Here is a 26,385-nt window from a genome sequence, read left to right on the forward strand (position 1 = left end):
GAGGAGCACCGTTGAGCAGGTTGCGCTGGCTGACCGCGGGGGAGTCCCACGGTCCCGCACTCGTGGCGACGCTGGAGGGCCTTCCCGCCGGCGTCCCGATCACCACGGAGATGGTCGCCGACCATCTGGCGCGGCGCCGCCTCGGTTACGGGCGCGGCGCGCGCATGAAGTTCGAGCGCGACGAGGTCACCTTCCTCGGCGGCGTCCGCCACGGACTCACCCTCGGCTCCCCGGTCGCGATCATGGTGGGCAACACCGAGTGGCCCAAGTGGGATCAGGTCATGGCGGCCGACCCGGTCGACCCCGAGATCCTCGGCGGACTCGCCCGCAACGCGCCCCTGACCCGCCCGCGCCCCGGCCACGCCGACCTCGCCGGCATGCAGAAGTACGGCTTCGACGAGGCCCGCCCGATCCTGGAGCGCGCCTCCGCGCGTGAGACCGCCGCCCGCGTCGCCCTCGGCGCCGTCGCCCGGTCGTACCTCAAGGAGACCGCCGGGATCGAGATCGTCTCGCACGTCGTCGAACTCGCCGCCGCCAAGGCGCCCTACGGCCGCTACCCGACCCCGGCCGACGTCGAGAAGCTCGACGCCGACCCGGTGCGCTGCCTGGACGCCGACGCGTCGAAGGCGATGGTCGCCGAGATCGACCAGGCCCACAAGGACGGCGACACCCTCGGCGGCGTCGTCGAGGTCCTCGCCCACGGCGTCCCCGTCGGCCTCGGCTCGCACGTCCACTGGGACCGCAAGCTGGACGCCCGCCTCGCCGGTGCCCTCATGGGCATCCAGGCCATCAAGGGCGTCGAGATCGGCGACGGCTTCGACCTCGCCCGCGTCCCCGGCTCCCGGGCCCACGACGAGATCGTCGGCACCCCCGAGGGCATCCGCCGCGCCACCGGCCGCGCGGGCGGCACCGAGGGCGGCCTGAGCACCGGCGAACTGCTGCGGGTGCGCGCCGCCATGAAGCCGATCGCCACCGTGCCGCGCGCCCTGCGGACCGTCGACGTCGCCACCGGCGAGGCCACCCAGGCCCACCACCAGCGTTCCGACGTGTGCGCGGTGCCCGCCGCGGGCATCGTCGCCGAGGCCATGGTCGCCCTGGTCCTCGCGGACGCCGTCGCGGAGAAGTTCGGCGGCGACAGCGTGCCGGAGACCCGCCGCAACGTCCGCTCGTACCTCGACAACCTGCCGGTCCGATGAGCGCTCAGGCGACCGGCGGCCCGCTGGTCGTCCTGGTCGGGCCCATGGGCGTCGGCAAGTCCACCGTCGGCGGGCTGCTCGCCGCACGGCTCGGCACCGGCTTCCGGGACACCGACGAGGACATCGTCGCCGAGGCCGGACGGTCCATCGCCGACCTCTTCGTCGAGGAGGGCGAGGCCGCCTTCCGCGCCCTGGAGAAGGCCGCCGTGGCCCGCGCCCTCGCCGAGCACGACGGTGTCCTCGCCCTCGGCGGCGGCGCCGTCCTCGACCCGGACACCCGCGCCCTGCTGGCCGGGCGGCCCGTGGTCTACCTCTCGATGGACGTGGAGGAGGCGGTCCAGCGCACCGGGCTCGGCGTCGCCCGTCCGCTGCTCGCCGTCAACCCGCGCAAGCAGTGGCGCGAGCTGATGGAGGCCCGCCGCCCCCTCTACGAGGAGGTCGCCGCGGCCGTCGTGCCGACCGACGGCCGCACACCCGACGAGGTCACCGAAGTCGCCCTGGACGCGTTGGAGTTGAAGGAAGCATGAGCAGCGAGGCAGTCACCCGGATCGCGGTCGGCGGCAGCGCCGGATCGGCACCGTACGAGGTGCTGGTGGGGCGGCAACTGCTCGGCGAACTCGGTTCGCTGATCGGTGACCGCGCCAAGCGGGTCGCGGTCATCCACCCCGAGGCGCTGGCCGAGACCGGCGACGCGCTCCGCGCCGACCTGGCCGGACAGGGCTACGAGGCCGTCGCCATCCAGGTGCCCAACGCCGAGGAGGCCAAGACCGCCGAGGTCGCCGCCTACTGCTGGAAGGCGCTCGGCCAGTCCGGGTTCACCCGCACCGACGTCGTCGTCGGGGTCGGCGGCGGCGCGACCACCGACCTCGCCGGGTTCGTCGCCGCGACCTGGCTGCGCGGGGTGCGCTGGATCGCCGTCCCCACCACCGTGCTCGCCATGGTCGACGCGGCCGTCGGCGGCAAGACCGGCATCAACACCGCCGAGGGCAAGAACCTCGTCGGCTCCTTCCACCCGCCCGCCGGTGTCCTGTGCGACCTGGCCGCGCTGGACTCGCTCCCGCCCAACGACTACGTCTCCGGGCTCGCCGAGGTCATCAAGGCCGGTTTCATCGCCGACCCGGTCATCCTCGACCTCGTCGAGGCCGACCCCGAGGCCGCCCGCACCCCGGCCGGGCCGCACACCGCCGAGCTGATCGAGCGCTCCATCCGGGTCAAGGCGGACGTCGTCTCCTCCGACCTCAAGGAGTCGGGCCTGCGCGAGATCCTCAACTACGGTCACACGCTCGCCCACGCCATCGAGAAGAACGAGCGCTACAAGTGGCGGCACGGCGCCGCCGTCTCCGTCGGCCTGGTCTTCGCCGCCGAACTGGGCCGCCTGGCCGGACGCCTGGACGACGCCACCGCCGACCGCCACCGCACGGTCCTCGCCTCCGTCGGCCTGCCGCTGACCTACCGGCACGACCAGTGGCCCCGGCTGCTGGAGAACATGAAGGTCGACAAGAAGTCCCGCGGCGACCTGCTCCGCTTCATCGTCCTGGACGGCCTGGCCAAGCCGACCGTCCTGGAGGGCCCCGATCCGGCCGTTCTGCTCGCCGCGTACGGCGAGGTGGGGGAGTAGCCACCGGCGCTTTCGCCGGTTCGGGTCCGGGAGATCCGCATACGTCCGGTCGGCTCCGGCCGTCGGGCACTCCGGGCCGCCCCCGGCCGTTCACCGAACGGCGGCAGGGGGCGGTACCGTTCGGTAGGTGACCGAGCGGGGGCCGGTGTCCCTCGCCGCCGCCGGTGTCGATCGCCTCTGACGACACGGCCCGAGCAGGCCCGAGACGGCCCGTACGAGACGGAGTGGCACCGGATGCAGCACGCAGGGGGTTCGCCGCTGCCGCCGCCCCACCAGCGCGGGCAGGGGCAGGGCGCGGGCTGGTCCCCGGCCGCGCACCACCCGGGCCCGCCCCCGCGGGGGCAGCAGCGGCCCGGCGGCCCTCCGCCGCCCGGTTACACCGCACCGCCTCCCTCCGGCCCGGTGCCCCCCGCGCCCCGGCCCACGGCCCCGCCGGTACCGCATCCGCCGGCCCCGCCCCAGGCACCCCCGCCGCCCGCCCCCGGCCCGCACGCCTCCGCGCCCCGGCCCGGCGACGTCACCGGACACGTCCCGCTGCCGCCCGGCGGACCCGTCGGCATGCCCACGGCGCCGCCCAGCCCGACCGGGCCGGACCCGTCGGGCACCCTCCTCGCCGTGCTGCTCATCGGACCGGCGGGCGCGGGCAAGACGAGCGTCGCCAAGTTCTGGGCCGACCACCGCCGGGTGCCCACCGCCCACATCAGCCTCGACGACGTCCGCGAGTGGGTCCGCTCCGGCTTCGCCGACCCCCAGTCCGGCTGGAACGACCACTCCGAGGCGCAGTACCGCCTCGCCCGCCGCACCTGCGGCTTCGCCGCCCGCAACTTCCTCGCCAACGGCATCTCGTGCGTCCTCGACGACGCGATCTTCCCCGACCGCCCGGCCGTCGGCCTCGGCGGCTGGAAGCGGCACGTCGGCCCCGGCCTGCTCCCGGTCGTCCTCCTCCCCGGCCTGGAGGTCGTCCTGGAACGCAACGCCGAACGCTCCGGCAACCGCCGCCTCCCCGACGAGGAGGTCGCCCGCATCCACGGCCGCATGGCGGGGTGGTACGGCTCGGGCCTCCCCATCATCGACAACTCCCAACTGGACGTCCCCACCACGGCCCGCGTCCTGGACGACGTCCTCTCCCGCGCGATCGCCAGCCCGCCCAAGTGGTAGGGGCGACCGCCCCTCCACCGCCCGTTCCCCCCTGGTTCTGCCCGTCCGCGTTCCGCCCGCCCCCACTCGGCCCTCCCGACCGGCGGGATCAGGGCCGCGCTCCTAGGCTCGACTCATGGCAGCAGAGGTCTACGCGTCCCGGCGGCAGCGGCTGAGGGAACGGTGCGGGGCGGGCGGCGACGCCACCGCGCTGGTCTCCCGTCCCGCCAACGTGCGGTATCTCGCGGGCGCCGCGCCCCGCGGCGCCGTCCTGCTGCTCGGGCCCGGCGAGGACGTCCTCGTCTGCACGGTGCCGCCCGACGAACGCCCGCACGAGGGCCGACCCGACGAGGCGCTGACCGTACGCACCCTCCCGCACGCCGGGGGCGACCCCGCCGTGGCCGCCGCCGACATCCTGCTCGACCAGGGCGGCGCCGAGTCCCTCGCCGTGGAGGAGCACCACCTCACCGTCGCCCGGCACCGCGCCCTGCGCTCGGTCGCCCCCCGGCTGCGCCTGGCCGATCTCGGCGCGGCGGTCGAGCAGTTGCGCGTGATCAAGGACGAGGAGGAGATCTCCTGCCTGCGCACCGGCGCCGAGATCGCCGACCAGGCCCTCGGCGAACTGCTGGAGTCGATCCTCGTCGGCCGTACCGAACGCCACCTCGCCCTCGAACTGGAGCGCCGCCTCGTCGACCACGGTGCCGACGGACCCGCGTTCCCCACCTCCGTCGGCACCGGCCCGCACTCCGGCCGCCGCGGTCACCGGCCCACCGACCGCCGCGTGGAGGAGGGCGACTTCCTCACCGTCTGCCTGGGCGCGACGTACCGCGGCTACCGCTGCGAGATCGGCCGTACGTTCGTCATCGGCACCTCGCCCGCGGAGTGGCAGATCGAGCTGTACGACCTCGTCTTCGCCGCTCAGCGCGCCGGACGGGAGAGCCTGGTGCCCGGCGCGGCCTGCCGGGACGTGGACCACGCGGTCCGCCAGGTGATCGACTCCGCGGGGTACGCGGACGGGCTGCCGGACCTCACCGGTCACGGGGTCGGACTCGAAATCGACGAGGACCCGCAGTTGGCCCCCGCGGCCATGGGTAAACTGGACGCTTGCGTGCCGGTCACCGTCGAACCGGGGGTCCACCTCCCGGGCCGGGGCGGTGTCCGGATCGATGACACGCTCGTCGTCCGCCCCGAGGCGGACGGCGGACCCGAGCTACTCACCATCACGACCAAGGAGCTGCTCGCGCTGTAGGAGTGCGTGCGCCGGGGTCGTCCACGTCAGTCCAGGAGATTCCGCAACCGTGGCTTCCACGAACGACCTCAAGAACGGCCTGGTGCTCAAGCTCGAAGGCGGCCAGCTCTGGTCCGTCGTCGAGTTCCAGCACGTCAAGCCCGGCAAGGGCCCGGCCTTCGTGCGCACCAAGCTCAAGAACGTGCTCTCCGGCAAGGTCGTCGACAAGACGTTCAACGCCGGCGTCAAGGTCGAGACGGCCACTGTCGACAAGCGCGACATGCAGTTCTCGTACATGGACGGCGAGTACTTCGTCTTCATGGACATGGACACGTACGACCAGCTGATGATCGACCGCAAGACGGTCGGCGACTCCGCCAACTTCCTGATCGAGGGCTTCACCGCCACCGTCGCCCAGCACGAGGGCGAGGTGCTCTTCGTCGAGCTGCCCGCCGCCGTCGAACTGGTCGTGCAGGAGACCGAGCCGGGCCTCCAGGGCGACCGCTCCACCGGTGGCACCAAGCCCGCCACCCTGGAGACCGGCCACCAGATCCAGGTCCCCCTCTTCATCACCACCGGTGAGAAGATCAAGGTCGACACGCGCACCAGCGACTACCTCGGCCGGGTGAACAGCTAACCGTGGCTGCCCGCAACACGGCCCGCAAGCGCGCCTTCCAGATCCTCTTCGAGGGCGACCAGCGCGGCGCCGATGTCCTCACGGTCCTCGCGGACTGGATCAGGCTCTCCCGGTCCGACACCCGGCAGCCCCCGGTGAGCGAGTACACGATGCAGCTCGTCGAGGGCTACGCGCAGCACGCGCGGCGCATCGACGACCTGATCGCGCAGTACGCGGTCGGCTGGACGCTGGACCGGATGCCGGTCGTCGACCGCAACCTGCTGCGGCTCGGCGCCTACGAGCTGATCTGGGTCGACGAGACCCCGGACGCCGTCGTCCTCGACGAGATGGTGCAGCTGGCGAAGGAGTTCTCCACGGACGAGTCGCCCTCGTTCGTCAACGGCCTGCTCGGCCGGTTGAAGGAGCTGAAGCCCTCGCTGCGCCGCGAGGCGTGAGCGGCACCACCCGTGCACCGGCAGCCGGAGGGCCCGCGGACATCCCGTCCGCGGGCCCTCCGACGTGTCACCGGCCTGCCCCGCCGGCCTGTCCCCGGCTTGTTCCCGGCTCGTCCGCCCGCCCTCCCGCGTCTCCGCGCCCTCCGACGGGCCTCCGCACCCCCCCGACCGGCCTACGCGCTCTCCCGCGCCCCCTAGACGTCCCGCACGCCCCCGCGACTCCGTGCGCCTCTCCCGGCGCCCCAGTGCCCCGCGCTGCCCGTCCAGACGCCCCTGGCCCGCCCCGGCAGCCTCACGGGCCTCACGAGCCCCACAGACCCCACCAGGGCGCAGAAAACCGCCGGGGCGGCCGGAGACCCTCAGGTCCCGGCCGCCCCGGCGGCACGTTTCTCCTCAGTCGCCGCAGCGCCTCAGTTGTCCTCGTGGGTGACCGCGCGGCGCGCGTCCGCGTCCAGCACGCCCCAGCTGATCAGCTGCTCGGTGAGGACCGAGGGGGACTGGTCGTAGATCACGGCGAGGGTGCGCAGGTCGTCCTGGCGGATCGACAGCACCTTGCCGTTGTAGTCGCCGCGCTGGGACTGGATCGTCGCCGCGTACCGCTGGAGGGGGCCGGCCTTCTCGACCGGCACGTGGGCCAGCCGCTCCAGGTCCAGCACCAGCTTCGGCGGCGGTTCGGCGGCGCCGCCCGGAGTCGTGCCCGGCAGGAGTTCCTGCACGGGAACGCCGTAGAAGTCGGCCAGCTCCGCGAGGCGCTGGACGGTCACGGCACGGTCGCCGCGCTCGTACGAACCGACCACGACCGCCTTCCAGCGTCCCTGGGACTTCTCCTCGACTCCGTGGAGGGAAAGGCCCTGCTGGGTGCGGATGGCCCGGAGCTTGGCCCCGAGCTGTTTGGCGTATTCGCTGGACATATAGCTCCCCGGCACTGGGTCGACGCGGCTGACGTGGGTGATCCGCCGCGCGGCTGGTAACTCACTGTGAGGTTACGCAGCGTGATTCTCCTGCGTCAAGCCGAATGGTCCACACCGACTCTTCCGTGCTCGTCGGCGCCCGTTGGGCCAGGGGGGTGATCCGGGCCGCCCTTCCGGCCTGCTACCGTGGACGGCGCAAATCCGACGTCCTTTAAGGTCCGTCCCGTGAGGCGGAGAAGGGGGTCCGTTTCGTATGGACAAGCAAGACCAGCAGGACCAGACCGGCCAGCAAGACCAGACCGCGCAGCCCGTCCGGCTCGACGGCGACGCCGACACCGCCGCGGGTGATCCCGGCGAGGCGCGCCCCGTCCTGGAGGCGCCCGACATCGCGCGGGTCCTGACCCGCATCGCCCACGAGATCGTCGAACGCGCCAAGGGCGCCGACGACGTGGTCCTCCTCGGCATCCCTACCCGCGGTGTCTTCCTCGGGCGGCGGCTCGCCGACAAGCTCGCCGAGATCACCGGCCGCACCATCCCGGTCGGCTCCCTCGACATCACGATGTACCGCGACGACCTGCGGATGCACCCCCCGCGCGCGCTCGCCCGCACCGAGATCCCCGGCGACGGCATCGACGGCCGGCTCGTCGTCCTCGTCGACGACGTGCTCTTCTCCGGCCGCACCATCCGCGCCGCCCTCGACGCCCTGAACGACATCGGGCGCCCGCGCGCCGTGCAGCTCGCGGTCCTCGTCGACCGCGGCCACCGCGAACTCCCCATCCGCGCCGACTACGTCGGCAAGAACCTCCCCACGTCGTTGCGGGAGACGGTCAAGGTCCAGCTCGCCGAGGAGGACGGTCGCGACACCGTGCTGCTCGGCGCCAAGCGGCCCGCCCCGGGCGCGCAGCGCTAGCCGCCCCGCGTACGCCCCCCCGCGTGCGTGATGCCACGCGCCCGCATGCCCGAAAACTCCCGAATGCCTTACGGAGCCTGACAGATGCAGCGTCATCTCATCTCGGCCGCCGACCTCACCCGCGACGACGCGGTCCTCATCCTCGACACCGCCGAGGAGATGGCCCGGGTGGCCGACCGCCCCATCAAGAAGCTGCCGACCCTGCGCGGCCGCACCGTCGTCAACCTCTTCTTCGAGGACTCCACCCGGACCCGGATCTCCTTCGAGGCCGCCGAGAAGCGGCTCTCCGCCGACGTCATCAACTTCTCCGCCAAGGGCTCCAGCGTCTCCAAGGGCGAGTCCCTCAAGGACACCGCGCAGACCCTGGAGGCCATGGGCGTCGACGCCGTCGTCATCCGGCACGGCGCCTCCGGTGCCCCGTACCGGCTCGCCACCTCCGGGTGGATCGACGCCGCCGTCATCAACGCCGGGGACGGCACCCACCAGCACCCCACCCAGGCCCTGCTGGACGCGTTCACCATGCGGCGGCGGCTCGTCGGCCGGGACGCCGGGCTCGGACAGGACCTGTCCGGCAAGCGGATCACCCTGGTCGGCGACGTCCTGCACAGCCGGGTCGCCCGCTCCAACGTCGACCTGCTGCACACCCTCGGCGCCGAAGTCACCCTCGTCGCCCCGCCCACCCTGGTCCCGGTCGGCGTGGAGCACTGGCCCTGCGAGGTGTCGTACGACCTCGACAGCACGCTGCCCAAGACCGACGCGGTGATGATGCTGCGGGTGCAGCGCGAGCGGATGAACGCCGCGTTCTTCCCGACCGAGCGCGAGTACTCGCGCCGCTACGGCCTCGACGGGGAGCGGATGGCGCGGATGCCCGAGCACGCCATCGTGATGCACCCCGGCCCGATGGTCCGCGGCATGGAGATCACCGCCGAGGTCGCCGACTCCGACCGCTGCACCGTCGTCGAGCAGGTCGCCAACGGCGTGTCGATCCGGATGGCCGTCCTCTACCTGCTTCTCGGCGGCAACGAGCCCGCCGTCAGCCACCCCCGTACCGAGGAGAAGTAAGACCATGAGCAAGATCCTGATCCGTGGTGCGCGGGTGCTCGGCGGCGAGCCGCAGGACGTCCTCGTCGACGGCGAGACGATCGCCGCCGTCGGCACCGGCCTCACCGCCGAGGGCGCCGAGATCGTCGAGGCCGACGGCAAGGTGCTCCTGCCGGGCCTGGTCGACCTGCACACCCATCTGCGCGAGCCCGGCCGCGAGGACTCCGAGACCGTCCTCACCGGCACCCGCGCCGCCGCGAGCGGCGGCTACACCGCCGTCTTCGCCATGGCCAACACCTTCCCCGTCGCCGACACCGCCGGGGTGGTCGAGCAGGTCTACCGGCTCGGCCGGGAACACGGCTACTGCGACGTGCAACCCATCGGCGCCGTCACCGTCGGCCTGGAAGGACGCAAGCTCGCCGAACTCGGCGCCATGCACGAGTCCGCCGCCGGGGTCACCGTCTTCTCCGACGACGGCAAGTGCGTCGACGACGCGGTGATCATGCGCCGCGCCCTGGAGTACGTGAAGGCCTTCGGCGGCGTCGTCGCCCAGCACGCCCAGGAGCCCCGCCTCACCGAGGGCGCCCAGATGAACGAGGGCGTCGTCTCCGCGCAGCTCGGCCTCGGCGGCTGGCCCGCGGTCGCCGAGGAGTCGATCATCGCCCGCGACGTCCTGCTCGCCGAGCACGTCGGCTCCCGCGTCCACATCTGCCACCTCTCCACCGCCGGGTCCGTCGAGATCGTCCGCTGGGCCAAGTCCCGCGGCATCGACGTCACCGCCGAGGTCACCCCGCACCACCTCCTCCTCACCGACGAACTGGTGCGCAGCTACAACCCGGTCTACAAGGTCAACCCGCCGCTGCGCACCGAACGCGACGTGCGCGCGCTGCGCGAGGCGCTCGCCGACGGCACCATCGACATCGTCGCCACCGACCACGCCCCCCACCCGCACGAGGACAAGGACTGCGAGTGGGCCGCCGCCGCCATGGGCATGGTCGGCCTGGAGACCGCGCTGTCGGTGGTGCAGGAGACCATGGTCGAGACGGGCCTGCTGGACTGGGCCGGGGTCGCCGACCGCATGGCCCACGCACCCGCGCGCATCGGGCGGGCCACGGGCCACGGACGCCCCGTCTCGGCAGGTGAGCCCGCCAACCTCACGCTCGTCGACACGGCATACCGTGGGTCGGTGGACCCCGCGGGCTTCGCCTCGCGCAGCCGGAACACCCCGTACGAGGGGCGTGAGCTGCCGGGCCGTGTGACGCACACCTGGCTGCGGGGCAAGGCCACGCTCGTCGACGGGAAGCTCACGTGACATCTCTCCTCCTGCTGGCGGCCGAGAAGGAATCGGCCGAAGTGACCGACTGGGCGGCCCGGATCGGCTGGGTCGTCGGACTCGGCCTGTTCGTCGCGCTCGTCTACTGGCTGATGCGCGAGGGCTGGAAGTGGCGCGGCACGCTCCAGGGCGACCTGCCCGAGCTGCCCGCCGCGCCGTCCGAGCCCGGTCCGGCGAGACTGACCCTGAGCGGCCGCTACCACGGCTCCACCACCGCCGGGCAGTGGCTGGACCGGATCGTCGCGCACGGTCTGGGCACCCGCAGCCGGGTCGAGCTGACCCTGACCGACGCGGGCCTCGTCGTCGTACGGCCCGGCGCGAACGACTTCTTCGTCCCGGCCGCCGCGCTGCGCGAGGCGGTGCTCGGCAAGGGCATCGCGGGCAAGGTCCTCACCGAGGGCGGACTGCTCCTGGTCACCTGGGAGCACGGCGGCAAGCTGATCGACTCCGGCTTCCGCTCGGACCACGCGGCCGAGCACACCACCTGGGTCGACGCCGTCACCACCATGATCAACACGAGGGAAACGGAAGGCGCACGATGACGACCTCCACCAAGGGAACCGCCAGGGTTCCCGCCGTACTCGTCCTGGAGGACGGCCGGATCTTCCGCGGCCGGGCCTTCGGGGCCGTGGGGGAGACCTTCGGCGAAGCGGTGTTCTCCACCGGCATGACCGGCTACCAGGAGACCCTGACCGACCCCTCCTACGACCGCCAGATCGTCGTGGCGACCGCCCCCCAGATCGGCAACACCGGCTGGAACGACGAGGACGACGAGTCCGCCCGCATCTGGGTCTCCGGCTACGTGGTCCGCGACCCCGCGCGCGTGCCGTCCAACTGGCGCGCCAAGCGCTCCCTGGACGACGAACTGGTCGCCCAGTCGGTCGTCGGCATCGCCGGGATCGACACCCGCGCCCTCACCCGCCACCTCCGCGAACGCGGCTCCATGCGCGCGGGCATCTTCTCCGGCGCGTCCGTCGCCGCCGAGCCCGACCTCGTCGCGCGGGTGCAGGCCCAGCCGCAGATGAAGGGCGCGAGCCTCTACGAGGAGGTCGCCACCCAGGAGGCGTACGTCGTCCCCGCGGTCGGCGAGAAGCGCTTCACCGTCGCCGCGATCGACCTCGGCATCAAGGGCATGACCCCGCACCGCATGGCCGAACGCGGCATCGAGGTGCACGTCCTGCCCGCCACCGCCACCGCCGACGAGGTCTACGCCCTCGCCCCCGACGGCGTCTTCTTCTCCAACGGCCCCGGCGACCCCGCCACCGCCGACGGACCCGTCGCCCTCATGACCGAGGTGCTGCGCCGCCAGACCCCCCTCTTCGGCATCTGCTTCGGCAACCAGATCCTCGGCCGCGCCCTCGGCTTCGGCACCTACAAGCTGAAGTACGGCCACCGCGGCATCAACCAGCCCGTCCAGGACCGGACCACCGGCAAGGTCGAGGTCACCGCGCACAACCACGGGTTCGCCGTGGACGCCCCCCTGGACCGGGTCAGCGACACCCCCTTCGGCCGCGCCGAGGTCTCCCACGTCTGCCTCAACGACGACGTGGTGGAAGGCCTGCGGCTGCTCGACCAGCCCGCCTTCTCCGTGCAGTACCACCCCGAAGCGGCCGCCGGACCGCACGACGCCGCCTACCTGTTCGACCGCTTCGTCTCCCTGTTGGAGGGCCAGCGTGCCTAAGCGCACCGATATCCAGTCCGTCCTGGTCATCGGCTCCGGCCCGATCGTCATCGGTCAGGCCGCCGAGTTCGACTACTCCGGCACCCAGGCCTGCCGCGTCCTGCGCGCCGAGGGCCTGCGGGTCATCCTGGTCAACTCCAACCCGGCCACGATCATGACCGACCCGGAGATCGCCGACGCCACCTACGTCGAGCCGATCACCCCCGAGTTCGTCGAGAAGATCATCGCCAAGGAGCGCCCGGACGCCCTGCTGCCCACCCTGGGCGGCCAGACCGCGCTCAACACCGCCATCGCGCTCGACGAGAACGGCGTCCTGGAGAAGTACGGCGTCGAACTCATCGGCGCCAACGTCGCCGCCATCCACAAGGGCGAGGACCGCGACCAGTTCAAGGACGTCGTCGCCGAGGTCCACCGCAAGATCGGCCACGGCGAGTCCGCCCGCTCGGTCATCTGCCACACCATGGACGAGGTCGTCGCGGGCGTCGACGAACTGGGCGGCTACCCGGTCGTCGTCCGCCCCTCCTTCACCATGGGCGGCGCCGGTTCCGGCTTCGCCCACGACGAGGAGGAGCTGCGCCGCATCGCGGGCCAGGGCCTCACGCTCTCCCCGACCACCGAGGTCCTCCTGGAGGAGTCCATCCTCGGCTGGAAGGAGTACGAGCTGGAGCTGATGCGCGACAAGCACGACAACGTCGTGGTCGTCTGCTCCATCGAGAACTTCGACCCCATGGGCGTGCACACCGGCGACTCGATCACCGTCGCGCCGTCCATGACGCTCACCGACCGCGAGTACCAGATCCTGCGGGACATCGGCATCGCCGTGATCCGCGAGGTCGGCGTCGACACCGGCGGCTGCAACATCCAGTTCGCGGTCAACCCCGAGGACGGCCGGGTCATCGTCATCGAGATGAACCCGCGCGTCTCGCGTTCCTCGGCGCTCGCCTCCAAGGCCACCGGCTTCCCGATCGCCAAGATCGCCGCCAAGCTCGCCGTCGGCTACACGCTGGACGAGATCCCCAACGACATCACGCGGGAGACCCCGGCCTCCTTCGAGCCCACCCTCGACTACGTGGTCGTCAAGGCCCCCCGCTTCGCCTTCGAGAAGTTCCCGTCGGCGGACTCGACCCTGACCACCACCATGAAGTCGGTCGGTGAGGCCATGGCCATCGGCCGCAACTTCACCGAGGCCTTCCAGAAGGCGCTGCGCTCCCTGGAGAAGAAGGGCAGCCAGTTCACCTTCACCGGCGACCCCGGCGACAAGGACGAGCTGCTGGCCGCGTCCGTCCGCCCCACCGACGGCCGCATCAACACCGTCATGGGGGCCATCCGCGCGGGCGCCACCCCCGAGGAGATCTTCGAGTACACCAAGATCGACCCCTGGTTCGTCGACCAGCTCTTCCTCATCAAGGAGCTGGCCGACGACCTCGCCGCCGCCCCCGAGCTGACCCCCGACCTGCTCGCCGAGGCCAAGCGGCACGGCTTCTCCGACGTGCAGATCGCCGAGATCCGCGGCCTGCGCGAGGACGTCGTCCGCGAGGTGCGGCACGCGCTCGGCGTCCGCCCGGTCTACAAGACGGTCGACACCTGCGCCGCCGAGTTCGCCGCGAGGACGCCGTACTTCTACTCCTCCTACGACGAGGAGAGCGAGGTCGCGCCCCGCGAGAAGCCCGCGGTGATCATCCTGGGCTCCGGCCCCAACCGCATCGGCCAGGGCATCGAGTTCGACTACTCCTGCGTCCACGCCTCCTTCGCGCTCTCCGACGCCGGGTTCGAGACCGTCATGGTCAACTGCAACCCGGAGACCGTCTCCACCGACTACGACACCTCCGACCGGCTCTACTTCGAGCCGCTCACCCTGGAGGACGTCCTGGAGATCGTCCACGCCGAGAGCCAGGCCGGACCGATCGCCGGTGTCGTCGTCCAGCTCGGCGGCCAGACCCCGCTCGGCCTCGCCCAGGCCCTCAAGGACAACGGCGTGCCCATCGTCGGCACCTCCCCCGAGGCCATCCACGCGGCCGAGGACCGGGGCGCCTTCGGACAGGTCCTCGCCGAGGCGGGCCTGCCCGCCCCCAAGCACGGCACCGCGACCACCTTCGCCGAGGCCAAGGCCATCGCCGACGAGATCGGCTACCCGGTCCTGGTCCGCCCGTCGTACGTCCTGGGCGGCCGCGGCATGGAGATCGTCTACGACGAGACCCGCCTCGCCTCCTACATCGCCGAGTCGACCGAGATCAGCCCCACCCGGCCGGTCCTCGTCGACCGCTTCCTCGACGACGCCATCGAGATCGACGTAGACGCCCTCTACGACGGCCACGAGCTGTACCTCGGCGGCGTCATGGAGCACATCGAGGAGGCCGGCATCCACTCCGGCGACTCGGCGTGCGCGCTGCCCCCGATCACCCTCGGCGGCTTCGACATCAAGCGGCTGCGCACCTCCACCGAGGCCATCGCCAAGGGCGTCGGCGTCCGCGGCCTGATCAACATCCAGTTCGCCATGGCGGGCGACATCCTCTACGTCCTGGAGGCCAACCCGCGCGCCTCGCGCACCGTCCCCTTCACCTCGAAGGCGACCGCGGTGCCGCTGGCCAAGGCGGCGGCCCGGATCTCCCTCGGCGCCACCGTCGCCGAACTCCGCGCCGAGGGCCTTCTCCCGGCCACCGGCGACGGCGGCGAACTGCCCTTCGACGCGCCGATCTCCGTCAAGGAGGCCGTGATGCCGTGGACCCGCTTCCGCGACACCTCCGGCCGCGGCGTCGACACCATCCTCGGCCCGGAGATGCGCTCCACCGGCGAGGTCATGGGCATCGACTCCGTCTTCGGCACCGCGTACGCCAAGTCGCAGGCGGGCGCCTACGGCCCGCTGCCCACCAAGGGCCGCGCCTTCATCTCGGTCGCCAACCGGGACAAGCGCTCGATGATCTTCCCGGCGCGCGAGCTGGTCGCCCACGGCTTCGAGCTGTTCGCCACCTCCGGCACCGCCGAGGTCCTCAAGCGCAACGGCATCAACGCCACCATCGTCCGCAAGCAGTCCGAGGGCCCCGGCCCCGACGGCGAGAAGACCATCGTCCAGCTCATCCACGACGGCGAGGTCGACCTCATCGTCAACACCCCGTACGGCACGGGCGGCCGCCTCGACGGCTATGACATCCGTACGGCGGCCGTGGCCCGCTCGGTGCCCTGCCTGACGACGGTCCAGGCGCTCGCCGCCGCCGTCCAGGGCATCGACGCCCTCAACCACGGCGGTGTCGGCGTCCGATCGCTCCAGGAACACGCCCGCCATCTGACCGCGGCCCGCGACTAGCGGCCCACGAGGGGGACACCGGAAACGGTGTCCCCCTCTTCATGAGGCCCCCTGACGCTCCCCGCGGCCCCGCCGGCGTCCCACGCGCACACCGGCGGACCTCCGCGGACACCTGAGGACACGGAGACATGTACAAGCTCTTCTTCCGGCTGGCCTTCACCCGGATGGACCCCGAACGCGCCCACCACCTCGCCTTCGGCTGGATCCGCCTCGCGGCCCGCGTGCCCGTCCTGCGCACCTTCCTCGCCGCCGTCCTGGCCCCCCGCCACGAGGAACTGCGCACCGAGGCCCTCGGCCTGCGCATGCACGGCCCGTTCGGCCTCGCCGCGGGCTTCGACAAGAACGCCGTCGCCATCGACGGCATGACCATGCTCGGCTTCGACCACGTCGAGATCGGCACCGTCACCGGCGAGGCCCAGCCCGGCAGCCCCAGGCAGCGGCTCTTCCGCCTGGTCGCCGACCGCGCCCTGATCAACCGCATGGGCTTCAACAACGACGGCTCGCTCACCGTCGCCGCCCGCCTCGCCTCCCGCGAACCGGTCTTCCGGACCGTCGTCGGCGTCAACATCGGCAAGACCAAGACCGTCCCCGAGGCCGACGCGGTCGCCGACTACGTCAAGTCCGCCGAACGCCTCGCCCCCTACGCCGACTACCTCGTCGTCAACGTCTCCTCGCCCAACACCCCCGGCCTGCGCAACCTCCAGGCCACCGAGGCGCTGCGCCCGCTGCTCGGCGCGGTCCGTGAGGCCGCCGACCGCGCCTGCGCCCACCGCCGGGTGCCGCTCCTGGTGAAGATCGCCCCGGACCTCGCCGACGAGGACGTCGACGCGGTCGCCGACCTCGCCGTCGACCTCGGCCTGGACGGCATCATCGCCACCAACACCACCATCGCCCGCGACGGCCTCGGCCTCCGCTCCCCGGACCGGCTCACCGGCGAGACCGGCGGACTCTCCGGCGCCCCCCTGAAGGCCCGCTCGCTGGAGGTGCTGCGGCGCCTCTACGCGCGCGTGGGCGACCGCGTCACCCTCGTCGGCGTCGGCGGCGTCGAGAACGCCGAGGACGCCTGGCAGCGCATCCTGGCGGGCGCCACCCTGGTCCAGGGCTACAGCGCGTTCGTCTACGAGGGCCCCTTCTGGGCGCGCTCGATCCACAAGGGGCTCGCCGCCCGCCTGCGCACCAGCCCGTACGCCACCCTCGCCGACGCGGTCGGCGCCGACGTGAGGAAGCCCGTATGACCCTCGAACCCTTCGGCGCCCGGCTGCGCCGCGCCATGGACGAGCGCGGCCCGCTCTGCGTCGGCATCGACCCGCACGCCTCCCTGCTCGCCGAGTGGGGCCTCGACGACACCGTCGCGGGCCTGGAGCGCTTCAGCCGCACCGTCGTCGAGGCCACCGCCGACCGGGTCGCGGTGCTCAAGCCGCAGAGCGCCTTCTTCGAGCGGTTCGGCTCGCGCGGCGTCGCGGTCCTGGAGCGCACCGTCGAGGAGGCGCGCGCGGCGGGCGCCCTGGTCGTGACGGACGCCAAGCGCGGCGACATCGGCTCCACCATGGCCGCCTACGCCGAGGCGTTCCTGCGCAAGGACGCGCCCCTCTTCTCGGACGCGCTCACCGTCTCGCCGTACCTCGGCTACGGGTCGCTCGCCCCGGCGGTGGCCCTCGCGCGCGAGAGCGGCGCCGGGCTCTTCGTGCTGGCGCTCACCTCCAACCCGGAGGGCGGCGAGGTGCAGCACGCGGTCCGCGCGGACGGGCGGAGCGTCGGCGCGACGATGCTGGCGCACCTGGCCGCCGAGAACACCGGCGAGGAACCGCTCGGCTCGTTCGGCGCGGTCGTCGGCGCCACCCTGGGCGACCTGTCGGTGTACGACCTCGCCATCAACGGGCCGCTCCTCGCGCCCGGGATCGGCGCGCAGGGGGCGACGCCCGCGGATCTGCCGCGCGTCTTCGGCGCCGCGGTGCGCAACGTCGTGCCGAACGTCAGCCGCGCGGTGTTGCGCCACGGTCCCGACGTGGTCGCGCTGCGTGACGCCGCGTCCCGGTTCGCGGACCAGGTACGAACCGCCGTCGACGCCGTTTAAACCTCTCCGGCCGTCCGACCGGGGGTTCGGTCGGACGGCCGGGGGCCCGCTTGAGCCTGGATACATCCTCAAATCCGGGGTGTTACGTCCTAAATGTCCGGTCCCACAGAGGCTGACCAGGACTTTTCCGCTGTTCTCGCTGACTCCGGCGGAGTTGGCCGCTAGTCTCCGACGGAGAGTGAACGGGCGAGCGTGTTGCTCGTTGCTCCAGGTGTGGGGCGACTAGGTTCCTCACCGGTCCGTATCCGACAGTTCGACATCCGAGGTGACGTAGGCGTGGCTCTTCCGCCCCTTACCCCCGAACAGCGCGCAGCCGCGCTCGAAAAGGCCGCCGCGGCTCGCCGGGAGCGGGCCGAGGTCAAGAATCGACTCAAGCACTCCGGCGCCTCCCTCCACGAGGTCATCAAGCAGGGTCAGGAAAACGACGTCATCGGCAAGATGAAGGTCTCCGCCCTGCTGGAGTCCCTCCCGGGCGTGGGCAAGGTCCGCGCCAAGCAGATCATGGAGCGGCTCGGCATCTCCGAGAGCCGTCGGGTGCGGGGCCTCGGCTCCAACCAGATCGCCTCCCTGGAGCGTGAGTTCGGCGACACCGCCAAGTGAGTCCCAGGTGCTCCGGACCGACCGTGCCGGGCACCGCGGGACAACTGGAATAATCGCTGCATGAGTGAACGTCCGCGGCTGACCGTGCTCTCCGGCCCCTCCGGGGTCGGCAAGAGCACGGTCGTCGCCCATATGCGCAAGGAACACCCCGAGGTCTGGCTCTCGGTGTCGGCCACGACCCGCAGGCCCCGCCCCGGTGAGAAGCACGGGGTCCACTACTTCTTCGTCTCCGACGACGAGATGGACAAGCTGATCGCCAACGGCGAGCTGCTGGAGTGGGCCGAGTTCGCGGGCAACCGCTACGGCACACCCCGCGCCGCCGTGCTGGAACGCCTGGAGTCGGGCGAGCCCGTGCTGCTGGAGATCGACCTCCAGGGCGCGCGCCAGGTCCGCGACTCCATGCCCGAGGCCCAGCTGGTGTTCCTCGCTCCCCCCTCCTGGGAGGAGCTGGTGCGCAGGCTCACCGGACGCGGCACCGAGTCGGCCGAGGTGATCGAGCGCCGTCTCGACGCCGCGAAGGTCGAGCTGGCGGCCGAGCCGGAATTCCACGAGACCCTGGTCAACACCTCCGTCGAGGACGTGGCGCGCGAGCTGCTAGCCTTGATGGATGTTGTGTGATCACTCCCGTCCGAACCGCCCCTGACGGGGCACATCCGGACATCGTGATCATGACCCGTCTTTTCCCATCCATCGGAAGGTAGAGCGTGTCCTCTTCCATCTCCGCGCCCGAGGGCATCATCAACCCGCCGATCGACGAGCTCCTCGAGGCCACCGACTCGAAGTACAGCCTCGTGATCTACGCGGCCAAGCGGGCCCGCCAGATCAACGCGTACTACTCGCAGCTCGGCGAGGGCCTCCTCGAGTACGTCGGTCCGCTCGTCGACACCCACGTCCACGAGAAGCCGCTCTCGATCGCCCTCCGCGAGATCAACGCGGGTCTGCTGACCTCCGAGGCCATCGAGGGCCCGGTCCAGTAGTCCTCCCGCGGACCGGTCGTACCGCTCGGCGGTAGTACCGCAGCTCGGTCGTACGGTCAGACCGCAGCAGTTCTTTCCACAGGCCCGGCAGTCACCCTGCCGGGCCTGTGGTGTGTGATGGAGTCGTACGCCGGGAGCCGCGGCGGACGACGGAACGACCCGCGTGCCCTGCCGGGCGCCGGGTCCGAGGTGCGGGGAGAGACGGTGGACAAGCCCAGGGTCGTGCTCGGGGTCAGCGGTGGCATCGCCGCCTACAAGGCCTGCGAGCTGCTGCGCAGACTGACCGAGTCGGGCCATGACGTGCGGGTCGTGCCCACGGCCTCCGCCCTGCACTTCGTCGGCGCCGCCACCTGGTCCGCGCTCTCCGGCCACCCCGTCTCCACCGAGGTCTGGGACGACGTCCACGAGGTGCCGCACGTCCGCATCGGCCAGCACGCCGATCTCGTCGTCATCGCCCCCGCCACGGCCGACCTCCTCGCCAAGGCCGCCCACGGCCTCGCCGACGACCTGCTGACCAACACCCTCCTCACCGCCCGCTGTCCCGTGGTCTTCGCCCCCGCCATGCACACCGAGATGTGGGAGCACCCGGCCACCCGGGAGAACGTGGCGACTCTGCGCCGCCGGGGCGCCGTCGTCGTCGAACCCGCCGTCGGCCGCCTCACCGGCGTCGACACCGGCAAGGGCCGGCTGCCCGACCCGGCCGAGATCTTCGAGGTCTGCCGCCGCGTCCTCGCCCGCGGCGTCCGCGAGCCCGACCTCACCGGCCGGCACGTCGTCGTCAGCGCGGGCGGCACCCGCGAACCCCTCGACCCGGTCCGCTTCCTCGGCAACCGCTCCTCCGGCAAGCAGGGGTACGCGCTCGCCCGCACCGCGGCCGCCCGGGGGGCCCGCGTCACCCTTCTGGCCGCCAACACCGGACTTTCCGATCCGGCGGGCGTCGACGTGGTCCACGTGGGCACCGCCGTGCAGCTCAGGGAGGCCGTCCTGAAGGCCGCCGCCGACGCCGACGCGGTCGTCATGGCCGCCGCCGTCGCCGACTTCCGCCCCGCCCACTACGCCGCGGGGAAGATCAAGAAGAAGGACGGCCAGGACCCCGAGCCCATCGTCCTGCTGCGAAATCCGGACATCCTCGCCGAGGTCTCCGCCGACCGCGCCCGCCCCGGCCAGGTGGTCGTCGGCTTCGCCGCCGAGACCGACGACGTACTCGCCAACGGCCGTACCAAGCTGGCCCGCAAGGGCTGCGATCTCCTTGTGGTGAACGAGGTCGGGGAGAACAGAACCTTCGGTTCCGAGGAGAACGAGGCGGTCGTCCTCGGCGCCGACGGCAGCGAGACACCCGTCCCGCACGGCCCCAAGGAAGCCCTGGCCGAAACCGTGTGGGACCTGGTGGCGCAGCGCCTGGGGTGAATGTTTCATGCGTCCCACGGCTCCCTGAACCTTCCCGATTCGGGCGTGGCGCCCCTGGCCAACCGCACCGGGCATTCGGCAGAATGCCCGTGCCGCAGGTCACAGCGCTCCCGAGAGGCGAGACAGGTGGGCCGGTGGTGAAGCGCGACCGATAAACTGTTCTCGGACGACGCCGGGCGCAGCTCCCGTCGCGTCCGCCCATGATCAGCCAGCAGCCGCTGCAACCCCAGGGAGCGTTGTGTCCCGTCGCCTGTTCACCTCGGAGTCCGTGACCGAGGGTCACCCGGACAAGATCGCAGACCAGATCAGTGACACCATCCTCGACGCGCTTCTGCGCCAGGACCCGACCTCCCGGGTCGCCGTCGAGACCCTGATCACCACCGGCCTGGTGCACGTGGCCGGAGAGGTCACCACCAAGGCCTACGCGCCGATCCCGCAGCTCGTGCGCGAGAAGATCCTGGAGATCGGCTACGACTCCTCGAAGAAGGGCTTCGACGGCGCCTCCTGCGGTGTCTCGGTCTCCATCGGCGCGCAGTCCCCGGACATCGCGCAGGGCGTCGACACCGCCTACGAGAACCGCGTCGAGGGCGACGAGGACGAGCTGGACCGCCAGGGCGCCGGTGACCAGGGCCTGATGTTCGGCTACGCCTCCGACGAGACGCCCACCCTGATGCCGCTGCCGATCTTCCTCGCGCACCGGCTGTCCAAGCGCCTCTCGGACGTCCGCAAGAACGGCACCATCCCCTACCTGCGCCCCGACGGCAAGACCCAGGTCACCATCGAGTACGACGGCGACAAGGCGGTCCGCCTGGACACCGTCGTCGTCTCCTCGCAGCACGCCTCGGACATCGACCTCGAATCGCTGCTCGCGCCCGACATCCGCGAGTTCGTCGTCGAGCCCGAGCTGAAGGCGCTCCTCGACGAGGGCATCAAGCTCGACACCGAGAACTACCGCCTGCTGGTCAACCCGACCGGCCGCTTCGAGATCGGCGGCCCGATGGGCGACGCCGGCCTCACCGGCCGCAAGATCATCATCGACACCTACGGCGGCTTCGCCCGCCACGGCGGCGGCGCCTTCTCCGGCAAGGACCCGTCCAAGGTCGACCGCTCCGCCGCGTACGCCATGCGCTGGGTCGCGAAGAACGTCGTGGCCGCCGGGCTCGCCGCCCGCTGCGAGGTCCAGGTCGCCTACGCGATCGGCAAGGCCGAGCCGGTCGGTCTCTTCGTGGAGACCTTCGGCACCCACAAGGTCGACCCGGAGAAGATCGAGAAGGCCATCGACGAGGTCTTCGACCTCCGTCCGGCCGCGATCATCCGCGACCTCGACCTGCTCCGCCCGATCTACGCCCAGACCGCCGCGTACGGTCACTTCGGCCGTGAGCTGGCCGACTTCACCTGGGAGCGCACCGACCGGGTGGACGCCCTGCGCGAGGCGGCGGGCCTGTAAGGCCCCCGCACCCCGTCACACCGGGCCCGGTCTCCTCACGGAGGCCGGGCCTTCGGCGTCCCCCGGCGGGTGAGCGGTGACCGTCTGTCAGTCGCGTTTGGTATCAATGCAAGCGTGAGCAGCGAGAACGGGCAGGAGGGCGGGAGCGGCGCGACCGGTGAGGGCGCGCCGCCGGAGCAGCTCGCGCTGATCCGGGAGAGCGTCCGCCGTGCCAAGGCGCCCCGCGCGAAGCCGCGCACCTGGCGCGGTGCCGAGCTGGCCGCCGAGAACCCCGTCGCCCGTGTCCTCGTCGACAAGGGCGTCCTCCACCTCGACCGCTACTTCGACTACGCCGTCCCCGCCGAACTCGACGCCGAAGCCCGGCCCGGCGTGCGGGTCCGGGTCCGGTTCGGCGCCGGGCGCGGGCGGGTGCGCGACGGGCGGCGCGAGGGCGGCGGACTCATCGACGGGTTCCTCGTCGAGCGGCTCCCCGAGTCCGACTACTCCGGCCCGCTCGCCGCTCTCGCGCAGGTCGTCTCGCCCGAACCGGTGCTCGGCCCGGAACTGCTCGCGCTCGCCCGCTCGGTCGCCGACCGGTACGCGGGCAGCCTCGCCGACGTCCTCCAGCTCGCCGTGCCCCCGCGCAGCGCCCGCGCCGAGCAGCGCCCCTCGCCCGCCCCCCTGCCCCCGCCTCCCGCGCCCGCCCCCGGCTCCTGGGAGCGGTACGAGCACGGGGCCGCGTTCCTGTCCGCGCTGGCCTCCGGCGGTTCCCCGCGCGCCGTGTGGAACGCCCTGCCCGGACCGCACTGGAGCGCCGAGATCGCGCGCGCCGTCGCCGCCACCCTCGCCTCCGGGCGCGGGGCCCTCGTCGTCGTCCCGGACGGCCGGGCCGCCGCGCGCGTCGACGCCGCCCTCACCGAGGTCCTGGGCGAGGGGCGGCACGCGCTGCTCACCGCCGACGCCGGACCCGAGAAGCGGTACCGGGAGTGGCTGGCCGTGCGCCGGGGGAGCGTCCACGCGGTGGTCGGCACGCGCGCGGCGATGTTCGCGCCCGTACGGGACCTCGGACTGGTCGCCGTCTGGGACGACGGCGACGACAGCCTCAGCGAACTCCACGCCCCCCAGCCGCACGCCCGCGACGTCCTGCTGCTGCGGGCCGCGCAGGACGGCTGCGGCTTCCTCATGGGCGGCTGGAGCTGCACCGTGGAGGGCGCCCAGCTCGTCGCCAACGGCTGGGCCCGGCCTCTGGCCGCCGCCCGCGAGCAGGTCCGGCGGGCCGTGCCGCTGGTGCGGACCGTCGGCGACCAGGACCTGGCCCGCGACGAGGCCGCCCGCGCCGCCCGCCTGCCCACCCTCGCCTGGCAGGCCGTCCGCGAGGGCCTGCGCCAGGGCCCGGTCCTCGTCCAGGTCCCCCGGCGCGGCTACGTCCCCCGTACGGCCTGCGCGGCCTGCCGTGCCCCCGCCCGCTGCCGCCACTGCGCGGGCCCGCTGGAGGCGCGGGACGGCGGGGCGCTGTCCTGCGGCTGGTGCGGGCGCGACGAGACCGCGTGGAGCTGCCCCGAGTGCGGGGGCGTCCGGCTGCGCGCCCAGGTGGTCGGCGCGCGGCGCACCGCCGAGGAGCTGGGGCGGGCCTTCCCCGCGGTCCCGGTGCGGACCTCGGGCCGCGAGCACGTCCTCGACACCGTGCCGGGCACCCCCGCCCTCGTGGTGAGCACCCCGGGCGCCGAACCGGTCGCCGAGGGCGGGTACGCGGCGGCGCTCCTCCTCGACGGCTGGGCGATGCTGGGGCGGCCGGACCTGCGGGCCGGTGAGGACGCGCTGCGCCGCTGGATCGCCGCCGCCGCGCTGGTCCGGCCGCAGGGTGACGGCGGGACGGTGGTCGTCGTCGCCGAACCGACCCTGCGGCCCGTGCAGGCCCTCGTCCGGTGGGACCCCGCAGGCCACGCCGTGCGGGAACTGTCGGAGCGGGCCGAGCTGGGCTTCCCCCCGGTGTCGCGGATGGCGGCGGTGGCGGGGACCGGGGAGGCGGTCGCCGCGTTCCTCGGCGCCGTCGCGCTGCCCCCCGAGGCGGAGCTGCTGGGCCCCGTCCCCCTGCCCGTCACCCCACCGGGCCGCGCCCGCCGCCCGGGAGCGCCCCCGCCCGGCGAGCACTGGGAGCGGGCCCTGATCCGGGTGCCCCCGGGGAAGGGCGCCGCGCTGGCGACGGCCCTGAAGGCCGCACAGGCGGCCCGGATGGCGGCGCGGGGCGGCGGGGGCGGCTCCGCTGCGGGCCGGGGCGGGAGCGGCGGCAGCGGTGGCGGCTCGGCCGGGGGCGGGGCGGCGGGGCCGGTGTGGGTGCGGATCGATCCACCGGACATCGGCTGAGGGGCCCGCTGGGGGTGGGGCGGGGGAGAGGGTGCCGCTGGGACGGCGGTGATGCTTTGCGGCCTGCGGCCTGCGGCCTGCGGCCTGGGGTGCGGAGTGGAGGGTGCTGCCGTGGGCCGTCCTCGCGCTGCCGGGGGAGGGGGCGCGGTCCCGTACCGGGTGGGTGTGGGGGGCTGGAGGCCGTGCGCGGGCGGAGTCGGCTCGCCCCCGGCGGCTCACTCCTGGCCGCTCATTCCTGTCGGCTTGTTCCCGGCGCGGCTCGCTCCCGTCGGGTCGGCCTCGGTAGTCGGGGCCGACCCGGACGTGGGGGGTGCGGGAGGTCAGCCGTTGCGGGGGCCGGGGAACGCGGTCGGTCTGGTCTCCTCGCGGAGCGACGGGCTGCCCGCCGTGGGCTGGGTCGGCATCGAGCGGGCGGCGGGGACCGTGGGGACGGTGCCCACGGCGACCGTACGGGCGGCGGCCGGTGCCTCGGTCGCGTGGTCGGCCTCCGGGGCGGCGGGGGCCGTGGTGCGGCGGGCGCCGTAGCGGCGGTGGACCGCCTGCTTGGTGACGCCGAGCGCGGAACCGACCGCGTCCCACGAGAAACCGAGCGAGCGGTCGAAGTCGACGGCCGCCGTGACCAGGGTCTCCACGCTGTCCCGCAGCTCCTGGGCGAGGCGGACCGTCGGCGCGGGGGCGCGGCCGTAGACGACGAAGCCCGTGGACGGGCCGGAGCGGCGCGGGCGGTAGACGTTGCCCAGCTGAGCGGTGAGGGTGCGCAGTGCGTCCACCTGCCGGCGGACCCGCTCGATGTCCCGCACCAGCAAGTGCAGGCTGGCGCGGGCCTGGGCGTCGTGGGTTGCGTGGTCGGCCATGAACAAGCCTCTCGGACCGGCGTCGGGGAGATGGTCAGCGGAACGGGGCGGACCGCGGTCGGCGCGGTCCGGTGTGGTCAACTCTTTCTTGACCAACGCGGGTTCGCGCCGCTGGTCACGGTGTGGGGGCGTATGGGCATATGCGTACGCCCCCCGGCCGGGGAGGGGCCGTCCCGGCGGCGGTCGTCGCCCGCCGCCAATAAACTGGTGCGTCGCCCGTCGTCCGCCGCTCCGAGAGGCCCGCCCCACCCATGAAGCTCGTCTTCGCCGGTACCCCCGAGGTCGCTGTTCCCGCCCTGGACGCCCTGCTCGCCTCCGGGCGGCACGAGGTGGCCGCCGTCGTCACGCGCCCCGACGCGCCGGCGGGCCGGGGACGACGGCTGGTCGCCTCTCCGGTCGCCCAGCGCGCCGAGGAGGCCGGCATCGAGGTGCTGCGGCCCGCCCGCCCCCGCGACCCGGAGTTCCTGGAGCGGCTGCGCGCGATCGCGCCGGACTGCTGCCCCGTCGTCGCCTACGGGGCCCTGCTGCCCAAGGTCGCCCTCGACATCCCCGCCCACGGCTGGGTCAACCTGCACTTCTCGCTGCTGCCCGCCTGGCGCGGCGCCGCGCCCGTGCAGCACGCCGTGATGGCCGGGGACGAGATCACCGGCGCCTCCACCTTCCTCATCGAGGAGGGCCTCGACTCCGGGCCGGTCTACGGCACCGTCACCGAGGTCGTCCGGCCCACCGACACCAGCGGCGACCTGCTGACCCGGCTCGCCTTCGCGGGCTCCGGGCTGCTCGCCGCCACCATGGACGGCATCGAGGACGGCACCCTCAAGGCCGTACCGCAGCCCGTCGACGGCGTCACCCTCGCCCCGAAGATCACCGTCGAGGACGCCCACGTCGACTGGTCCGCGCCCGCGCTCCGCGTCGACCGGGTGGTACGCGGCTGCACGCCCGCCCCCGGCGCCTGGACCGTCTTCCGCGACGAGCGGCTCAAGCTCATCCAGGTGCAGCCCGCCCCCGGCCGTGACGACCTCGCGCCGGGCGCCCTCGCCGTCGGCAAGAACAGCGTGCACGTCGGCACCGGGTCGTACGCCGTGGAGCTGCTCTGGGTGCAGGCGCAGGGCAAGAAGCCGATGCGCGCCGCCGACTGGGCGCGCGGGGCGCGCATCGCCGACGGGGACCGCGTCGGGACCTGACCCGCCCGCACCCGCCTCTCCGCCCGCCCCCGCCGTTCCCGGGCCCCGCCCGTCTGTCCGGCGGCACCGCCT

Annotated in this window: 24 protein-coding genes; 22 read left to right on the plus strand and 2 right to left on the minus strand. The window is 73.1% G+C overall.

The genetic code is table 11. From position 1 onward, the window contains the following. The first annotated feature begins 11 nt into the window (after positions 1-11). The 7 genes from aroC (at position 12) to nusB (ending at position 6,250) form a co-directional block, all read left to right on the plus strand. Positions 12-1,196, plus strand: coding sequence for a chorismate synthase (gene aroC, locus ACIQPQ_RS18605; RefSeq protein WP_401305071.1), 1,185 nt, complete (start codon positions 12-14; stop codon positions 1,194-1,196). Beyond that, positions 1,193-1,723: a shikimate kinase gene (locus ACIQPQ_RS18610; protein ID WP_383772589.1), complete on the plus strand. Its 531-nt coding sequence runs from the start codon at positions 1,193-1,195 to the stop codon at positions 1,721-1,723. The genes aroC and ACIQPQ_RS18610 overlap by 4 nt, the downstream gene beginning before the upstream one ends. Then, complete coding sequence (aroB, locus tag ACIQPQ_RS18615; RefSeq protein ID WP_383772591.1) at positions 1,720-2,814, plus strand: 3-dehydroquinate synthase; 1,095 nt, start codon at positions 1,720-1,722, stop codon at positions 2,812-2,814. The genes ACIQPQ_RS18610 and aroB overlap by 4 nt, the downstream gene beginning before the upstream one ends. A 234-nt stretch (positions 2,815-3,048) precedes the next feature. Then, a complete protein-coding gene (locus ACIQPQ_RS18620; protein ID WP_401305072.1) occupies positions 3,049-3,972 on the plus strand; it encodes a Pro-rich N-terminal domain-containing protein in 924 nt (307 codons plus the stop codon). Between the two features lie 115 nt (positions 3,973-4,087). Then, complete coding sequence (locus ACIQPQ_RS18625; protein ID WP_401305074.1) at positions 4,088-5,200, plus strand: aminopeptidase P family protein; 1,113 nt, start codon at positions 4,088-4,090, stop codon at positions 5,198-5,200. A gap of 49 nt (positions 5,201-5,249) precedes the next feature. Then, positions 5,250-5,816 carry an elongation factor P gene (gene efp / locus ACIQPQ_RS18630; RefSeq protein ID WP_383772598.1) on the plus strand — a complete coding sequence of 189 codons (567 nt, stop codon included), beginning with the start codon at positions 5,250-5,252 and terminating at the stop codon, positions 5,814-5,816. A gap of 2 nt (positions 5,817-5,818) precedes the next feature. Next, the gene (gene nusB / locus ACIQPQ_RS18635; protein WP_401305076.1) at positions 5,819-6,250 is read left to right on the plus strand and encodes a transcription antitermination factor NusB; all 432 of its coding nucleotides are present in this window, start codon (positions 5,819-5,821) and stop codon (positions 6,248-6,250) included. Positions 6,251-6,660: 410 nt separating this feature from the next. On the opposite strand, the gene bldD is transcribed toward nusB, so the two are convergent. After that, on the minus strand, positions 6,661-7,161 hold the full coding sequence (bldD, locus tag ACIQPQ_RS18640; protein WP_383772601.1) for a transcriptional regulator BldD: 501 nt from the start codon (positions 7,159-7,161) through the stop codon (positions 6,661-6,663). 253 nt (positions 7,162-7,414) lie between these two features. Here bldD and pyrR point away from each other — a divergent pair, with 253 nt between their 5' ends. The 14 genes from pyrR to ACIQPQ_RS18710 all read left to right on the plus strand — a co-directional run bounded on the left by pyrR (position 7,415) and on the right by ACIQPQ_RS18710 (position 24,275). Then, complete coding sequence (gene pyrR / locus ACIQPQ_RS18645) at positions 7,415-8,071, plus strand: bifunctional pyr operon transcriptional regulator/uracil phosphoribosyltransferase PyrR (RefSeq protein WP_401305078.1); 657 nt, start codon at positions 7,415-7,417, stop codon at positions 8,069-8,071. 84 nt (positions 8,072-8,155) lie between these two features. Continuing rightward, the gene (locus ACIQPQ_RS18650; RefSeq protein ID WP_401305080.1) at positions 8,156-9,133 is read left to right on the plus strand and encodes an aspartate carbamoyltransferase catalytic subunit; all 978 of its coding nucleotides are present in this window, start codon (positions 8,156-8,158) and stop codon (positions 9,131-9,133) included. A gap of 4 nt (positions 9,134-9,137) precedes the next feature. Further along, entirely contained in the window at positions 9,138-10,424 is a 1,287-nt protein-coding gene (locus ACIQPQ_RS18655; protein WP_401305082.1) for a dihydroorotase, read from the plus strand. Beyond that, on the plus strand, positions 10,421-10,987 hold the full coding sequence (locus tag ACIQPQ_RS18660; RefSeq protein WP_383772609.1) for a hypothetical protein: 567 nt from the start codon (positions 10,421-10,423) through the stop codon (positions 10,985-10,987). Before ACIQPQ_RS18655 ends, ACIQPQ_RS18660 begins: the two co-directional genes overlap by 4 nt. Then, positions 10,984-12,126 carry a glutamine-hydrolyzing carbamoyl-phosphate synthase small subunit gene (carA, locus tag ACIQPQ_RS18665; RefSeq protein ID WP_401305084.1) on the plus strand — a complete coding sequence of 381 codons (1,143 nt, stop codon included), beginning with the start codon at positions 10,984-10,986 and terminating at the stop codon, positions 12,124-12,126. The genes ACIQPQ_RS18660 and carA overlap by 4 nt, the downstream gene beginning before the upstream one ends. Continuing rightward, positions 12,119-15,427 (plus strand): carbamoyl-phosphate synthase large subunit, encoded by a 3,309-nt coding sequence (gene carB / locus ACIQPQ_RS18670; protein ID WP_401305086.1) that lies wholly within the window; start codon positions 12,119-12,121, stop codon positions 15,425-15,427. Before carA ends, carB begins: the two co-directional genes overlap by 8 nt. Positions 15,428-15,555: 128 nt before the next feature. Then, the gene (locus tag ACIQPQ_RS18675) at positions 15,556-16,662 is read left to right on the plus strand and encodes a quinone-dependent dihydroorotate dehydrogenase (RefSeq protein ID WP_401305088.1); all 1,107 of its coding nucleotides are present in this window, start codon (positions 15,556-15,558) and stop codon (positions 16,660-16,662) included. Next, entirely contained in the window at positions 16,659-17,501 is an 843-nt protein-coding gene (gene pyrF, locus ACIQPQ_RS18680) for an orotidine-5'-phosphate decarboxylase (RefSeq protein WP_401305090.1), read from the plus strand. The genes ACIQPQ_RS18675 and pyrF overlap by 4 nt, the downstream gene beginning before the upstream one ends. Positions 17,502-17,777: 276 nt before the next feature. Beyond that, the gene (locus tag ACIQPQ_RS18685; protein ID WP_189936491.1) at positions 17,778-18,101 is read left to right on the plus strand and encodes an integration host factor; all 324 of its coding nucleotides are present in this window, start codon (positions 17,778-17,780) and stop codon (positions 18,099-18,101) included. Positions 18,102-18,161: 60 nt separating this feature from the next. After that, positions 18,162-18,719 (plus strand): guanylate kinase, encoded by a 558-nt coding sequence (gmk, locus tag ACIQPQ_RS18690; protein ID WP_383772619.1) that lies wholly within the window; start codon positions 18,162-18,164, stop codon positions 18,717-18,719. 86 nt (positions 18,720-18,805) lie between these two features. Then, on the plus strand, positions 18,806-19,078 hold the full coding sequence (gene rpoZ / locus ACIQPQ_RS18695; protein ID WP_009187588.1) for a DNA-directed RNA polymerase subunit omega: 273 nt from the start codon (positions 18,806-18,808) through the stop codon (positions 19,076-19,078). A 204-nt stretch (positions 19,079-19,282) separates the two neighbouring features. Then, positions 19,283-20,485 carry a bifunctional phosphopantothenoylcysteine decarboxylase/phosphopantothenate--cysteine ligase CoaBC gene (gene coaBC / locus ACIQPQ_RS18700; protein ID WP_401305093.1) on the plus strand — a complete coding sequence of 401 codons (1,203 nt, stop codon included), beginning with the start codon at positions 19,283-19,285 and terminating at the stop codon, positions 20,483-20,485. Between the two features lie 238 nt (positions 20,486-20,723). Beyond that, complete coding sequence (gene metK, locus ACIQPQ_RS18705; RefSeq protein ID WP_383772623.1) at positions 20,724-21,932, plus strand: methionine adenosyltransferase; 1,209 nt, start codon at positions 20,724-20,726, stop codon at positions 21,930-21,932. 114 nt (positions 21,933-22,046) lie between these two features. Further along, the gene (locus ACIQPQ_RS18710) at positions 22,047-24,275 is read left to right on the plus strand and encodes a primosomal protein N' (RefSeq protein ID WP_401305095.1); all 2,229 of its coding nucleotides are present in this window, start codon (positions 22,047-22,049) and stop codon (positions 24,273-24,275) included. 320 nt (positions 24,276-24,595) lie between these two features. Here ACIQPQ_RS18710 and ACIQPQ_RS18715 read toward each other — a convergent pair whose 3' ends face one another. Further along, positions 24,596-25,129 (minus strand): hypothetical protein, encoded by a 534-nt coding sequence (locus tag ACIQPQ_RS18715; RefSeq protein WP_401305097.1) that lies wholly within the window; start codon positions 25,127-25,129, stop codon positions 24,596-24,598. Between the two features lie 251 nt (positions 25,130-25,380). On the opposite strand from ACIQPQ_RS18715, the gene fmt reads away from it, so the two are divergent. After that, positions 25,381-26,313 (plus strand): methionyl-tRNA formyltransferase, encoded by a 933-nt coding sequence (gene fmt, locus ACIQPQ_RS18720; protein WP_401305098.1) that lies wholly within the window; start codon positions 25,381-25,383, stop codon positions 26,311-26,313. The last annotated feature ends 72 nt before the right edge of the window (positions 26,314-26,385 follow it).

The organism is Streptomyces sp. NPDC091281, assembly GCF_044757425.1.
In the GTDB taxonomy this organism is placed as follows: Bacteria; Actinomycetota; Actinomycetes; order Streptomycetales; family Streptomycetaceae; genus Streptomyces.

What these genes read in the sequence shown, in the direction of transcription:
- gmk (WP_383772619.1), top strand. Translation starts at nt 18,162, where the DNA reads ATGAGTGAACGTCCGCGGCTGACCGTGCTCTCCGGCCCCTCCGGGGTC.
- ACIQPQ_RS18715 (WP_401305097.1), bottom strand. Translation starts at nt 25,129, where the DNA reads ATGGCCGACCACGCAACCCACGACGCCCAGGCCCGCGCCAGCCTGCAC.
- ACIQPQ_RS18620 (WP_401305072.1), top strand. Translation starts at nt 3,049, where the DNA reads ATGCAGCACGCAGGGGGTTCGCCGCTGCCGCCGCCCCACCAGCGCGGG.
- bldD (WP_383772601.1), bottom strand. Translation starts at nt 7,161, where the DNA reads ATGTCCAGCGAATACGCCAAACAGCTCGGGGCCAAGCTCCGGGCCATC.
- carA (WP_401305084.1), top strand. Translation starts at nt 10,984, where the DNA reads ATGACGACCTCCACCAAGGGAACCGCCAGGGTTCCCGCCGTACTCGTC.
- ACIQPQ_RS18625 (WP_401305074.1), top strand. Translation starts at nt 4,088, where the DNA reads ATGGCAGCAGAGGTCTACGCGTCCCGGCGGCAGCGGCTGAGGGAACGG.
- fmt (WP_401305098.1), top strand. Translation starts at nt 25,381, where the DNA reads ATGAAGCTCGTCTTCGCCGGTACCCCCGAGGTCGCTGTTCCCGCCCTG.
- pyrF (WP_401305090.1), top strand. Translation starts at nt 16,659, where the DNA reads ATGACCCTCGAACCCTTCGGCGCCCGGCTGCGCCGCGCCATGGACGAG.
- pyrR (WP_401305078.1), top strand. Translation starts at nt 7,415, where the DNA reads ATGGACAAGCAAGACCAGCAGGACCAGACCGGCCAGCAAGACCAGACC.
- ACIQPQ_RS18655 (WP_401305082.1), top strand. Translation starts at nt 9,138, where the DNA reads ATGAGCAAGATCCTGATCCGTGGTGCGCGGGTGCTCGGCGGCGAGCCG.
- aroB (WP_383772591.1), top strand. Translation starts at nt 1,720, where the DNA reads ATGAGCAGCGAGGCAGTCACCCGGATCGCGGTCGGCGGCAGCGCCGGA.
- ACIQPQ_RS18610 (WP_383772589.1), top strand. Translation starts at nt 1,193, where the DNA reads ATGAGCGCTCAGGCGACCGGCGGCCCGCTGGTCGTCCTGGTCGGGCCC.
- ACIQPQ_RS18650 (WP_401305080.1), top strand. Translation starts at nt 8,156, where the DNA reads ATGCAGCGTCATCTCATCTCGGCCGCCGACCTCACCCGCGACGACGCG.
- ACIQPQ_RS18675 (WP_401305088.1), top strand. Translation starts at nt 15,556, where the DNA reads ATGTACAAGCTCTTCTTCCGGCTGGCCTTCACCCGGATGGACCCCGAA.